This is a genomic window from uncultured Pelagibacterium sp. (assembly GCF_963972885.1).
Taxonomy (GTDB): Bacteria; Pseudomonadota; Alphaproteobacteria; order Rhizobiales; family Devosiaceae; genus Pelagibacterium; species Pelagibacterium nitratireducens.
The window spans coordinates 1-3,092 of the sequence record NZ_CAXAXY010000163.1 but is presented as its reverse complement, the minus strand read 5'-3'; the positions used below and the strand labels follow the sequence as shown (position 1 = coordinate 3,092).

General features: G+C 62.5%; 3 protein-coding genes and 1 pseudogene. 2 read left to right on the top strand and 2 right to left on the bottom strand.

Features of this window, described 5'->3' with window-relative positions; all coding sequences use genetic code 11:
• Nucleotides 1-1,145, top strand: a 1,145-nt coding sequence (locus AACZ55_RS15885) for a short-chain fatty acyl-CoA regulator family protein (RefSeq protein ID WP_339647651.1), incomplete at its 5' end; no start/stop codon positions are given.
• 102 nt (nucleotides 1,146-1,247) lie between these two features.
• On the opposite strand, the gene AACZ55_RS15880 is transcribed toward AACZ55_RS15885, so the two are convergent.
• Entirely contained in the window at nucleotides 1,248-1,703 is a 456-nt protein-coding gene (locus tag AACZ55_RS15880) for a MarR family transcriptional regulator (protein WP_339647650.1), read from the bottom strand.
• Nucleotides 1,704-1,841: 138 nt separating this feature from the next.
• On the opposite strand from AACZ55_RS15880, the gene AACZ55_RS15875 reads away from it, so the two are divergent.
• On the top strand, nucleotides 1,842-2,270 hold the full coding sequence (locus tag AACZ55_RS15875; protein ID WP_339647649.1) for an organic hydroperoxide resistance protein: 429 nt from the start codon (nucleotides 1,842-1,844) through the stop codon (nucleotides 2,268-2,270).
• A 52-nt stretch (nucleotides 2,271-2,322) separates the two neighbouring features.
• Here the strand turns inward: AACZ55_RS15875 and AACZ55_RS15870 are convergent.
• Nucleotides 2,323-3,092: pseudogene (locus AACZ55_RS15870) on the bottom strand (glycoside hydrolase 43 family protein); the annotation flags it as partial.

Sequence of the window (3,092 nt, the reverse complement as noted above, 5' to 3'; positions counted from 1 at the left end):
TCGCCGATTCCGACCTCACCAACACCGACATCCGCGATCTGGCCACCCATCATCCTGCCGTTGGCCGCGCCGTTCTCAAACTCTTCGACCAGCTGCGGCACCTTCAGGCTCCCAAAGCCAGCGACGCGGCGGGCGAAAATCTCGCCCCGGGCCACAATGTGGTCACCGAGGCGGTCTCCGATTTCCTGCAGGAAAACGCCAACTACTTTCCAACGCTCGAGGCCGCCGCCGAACGCGTGCGTCACGACATCGACAACACCTCCGACAGTTTTGAGGCGGGGCTCAAGGCTTACCTCTTCAACGTCTTCGGCATCGAGGCGCGCTTGGCCTCTCTGCCCAACGGCGTGGTGCGCCGCCTCGAGGACAACGGCCGCGTGCTGGCTTTCGCCGACACGCTCGAGCCCGAGTCCGCGCTGTTCGCCCTCGCCCAGCATGTCGCGCTATTGATCGCCGATGGGGAAATCCGCGAGCTGATCGATAACAGCACCCTGCCCCAGCCCGACAGTGTGGGTCTGGCTCGCAACGTTTTGGGATCCTATGCCGCCGCGGCGCTCATCATGCCCTACGAAGCGTTTTTTCGAGCCTGCCGCGACACCCGTTACGATATCGAACGGCTGGCCCGCCGCTTCCGCGCCAGTTTCGAGCAGGTCTGCCACCGCATGACCACCCTGCAGCGCCCGTCGATGAGCGGCATACCGCTCCATCTTGTCCGCACCGACATCGCCGGCAACATCTCCAAGCGCTTTTCGCTCTCGGGCATCCACATTCCGCGCCATTCGGGCGCCTGCCCGCGCTGGAACATCTATGCGGCCTTCCTCAACCCCGGCCAGATCAATATTCAACTGAGCCAGATGCCCGACGGTCAGCGTTATTTCTGCATAGCAAAGGCCATCGCCAAGGGCGGCTATTCCTACAACGCCCCGCGCCGCCACATCGCCATCGGGCTCGGCTGTCATGTCTCGCAGGCCTCGGCCATGATCTATGCCGATGGCATCGACCTTTCAGCGCCCCCCGGCGCCGTACCCATCGGGGTGGGGTGCCGCATCTGCCCGCGTCAGGAATGTGGCCAGCGCGCCCACCCGCAAGCCGATCACCGCTTTGCCACCGACGACACAAAGCGCATGGAAAATCTCTATATGGGTTAGGAGCGGTTCGGCCATGCCGGACGAAAAGATCGAGTGGATCTTTCGAGCGACGAACGCCAGGGCCCGCGGCGAGGGCCGGGGCGGCTGAGCGCTGTTGCTGCCCTATCCGCAGGTACGCGACGCATCGAGTGCCTTGCTCAGCGCATTGATCTCGTCGCGAAGCTTGATAACGTCCGGCAAATCCCGCCCGCTGGCGCACGCCACCGCCTCGGGAATCGCCTGCGCCCGCGCCTTGAGCGCCCGCCCGCTGTCGGTCAGGCTCACGACGACCCGACGTTCATCGGTGGTGCTGCGCGTTCGCCTTACCAGCCCCGCGTTTTCCAGCCGTTTGAGCAGCGGGGTCAACGTGCCCGTATCCAGTCCCAGTCTTTGCCCGATTCCCGTTACCGAGATGGGCTCACCCTCCCACAGAACCAGCATGGCCAGGTATTGAGGATAGGTCAGCCCCAGCGGCTCGAGCAGCGGCCGGTAAAGCCGCGCAAAGGCCTGTCCCGCGGCATAAACCGCAAAGCAAAGCTGCTGTTCGGGGGCGAGGATGGGCGTATCGATCTCGTTCATGACAGAAATATCGCACAAAATTATATTGCGCACAATATAAATTGCGCATAAGGTTGCGACTTCAATGAATGGCGAACCCGACCGGGCCGAACGCATTCACCCTCCAGTCCAAACAATCACCACTCATGGGAGTGCATCATGGAAATCCTCTATACCGCCCACGCCACGGCCAGCGGCGGTGGCCGCGAAGACGGTCACTCGAAAACCGACGATGGAAAAGTCGATGTGAAACTCTCGACGCCCAAGGAAATGGGGGGGTCGGGTGGCGATGGCACCAACCCCGAACAGCTTTTTGCAACCGGCTATTCGGCCTGTTTTCTCGGCGCCATGCGCTTTGCCGCCGGCCAGGCCAAGGTCAAGCTACCGCCCGAAGCCACTGTCAATGCTCAGGTCGGGTTCGGTAAGCGCGACGATGGAGAGGGCTTTGGCCTCAAGGTCATCCTCACCGCTTCGGCCCCTGGCCTCGATGCTGAAACGCTCAAGGACGTGATGGATCGGGCCCACATCGTGTGCCCCTATTCCCACGCAACGCGCGGCAATATCGAAGTCGAACTCAAGACCGCCTGATCTATAGCGGCGCCGACGGATTCACGTGAAACCGCCGGCGCCCGTCTGTGCCTTACAGCGGCCGATAGACGAAATGGGAAAAGCCCGCTTCGCGCGACGTCCCATTGAGATCTTGCGCCGCCATCCCAACGAACGCGCCGGTAAAGCTGCCATGCTCGGCATGGCCGCCGCATTCGTCCGACAGGATCGAGGCGTCGAGTTCGGGCCCGATTTTCTGCCAGTCGTCCGACCCCTGCGCATAGAAATACTGCAGCACCGAGTTCTCCACCCGCATCTTCATGCGCACCGGACCGACCCCAACCGGCACCGGATCGATCCAATAGGTCAGCTTCCCGTCCGGGTGGCTCACCACCGAGGAAAAGATATTGAGCTCGCGCTGTCCGTCCGGATCGGCGGTCAGGTGCAGGTAATGGAAATTGTACCGCCCATAATACCCGGTGAGCCCGGCCATTTCCCGCTCGTCGCGCGGCTCGAAGGTCACTTCGGTCTCCGCCTCGAAATCGAAATGGGTCTGTCGCCGTGCCACCAGCGCCTGTTCGAACCAAGAGCCAATCGATTCCCGCCCGTTCAGGATGAGCTTTCCGCCCTCGAGCCTGAAAATCCGTTCCGGCTCCGGCGTCCGCAGCCATTGAAAATCGATGTGCAATTCGCCATCGAACCCATAGCGTCGCTCGGTATCGAACCCGGCCTGATCGTAGGTCCCCGGCACGTTCACTTCGGAGGCCGGCAGATTCGTGCCGCCCACCAGATACAGCCACCCGTCCGCACGCCATTCGCACTTCTGCAGCGCCGTTTCGCGCCCCAGCACGCAGCGGCGCTTCT

What these genes read in the sequence shown, in the direction of transcription:
- AACZ55_RS15880 (WP_339647650.1), bottom strand. Translation starts at nt 1,703, where the DNA reads ATGAACGAGATCGATACGCCCATCCTCGCCCCCGAACAGCAGCTTTGC.
- AACZ55_RS15875 (WP_339647649.1), top strand. Translation starts at nt 1,842, where the DNA reads ATGGAAATCCTCTATACCGCCCACGCCACGGCCAGCGGCGGTGGCCGC.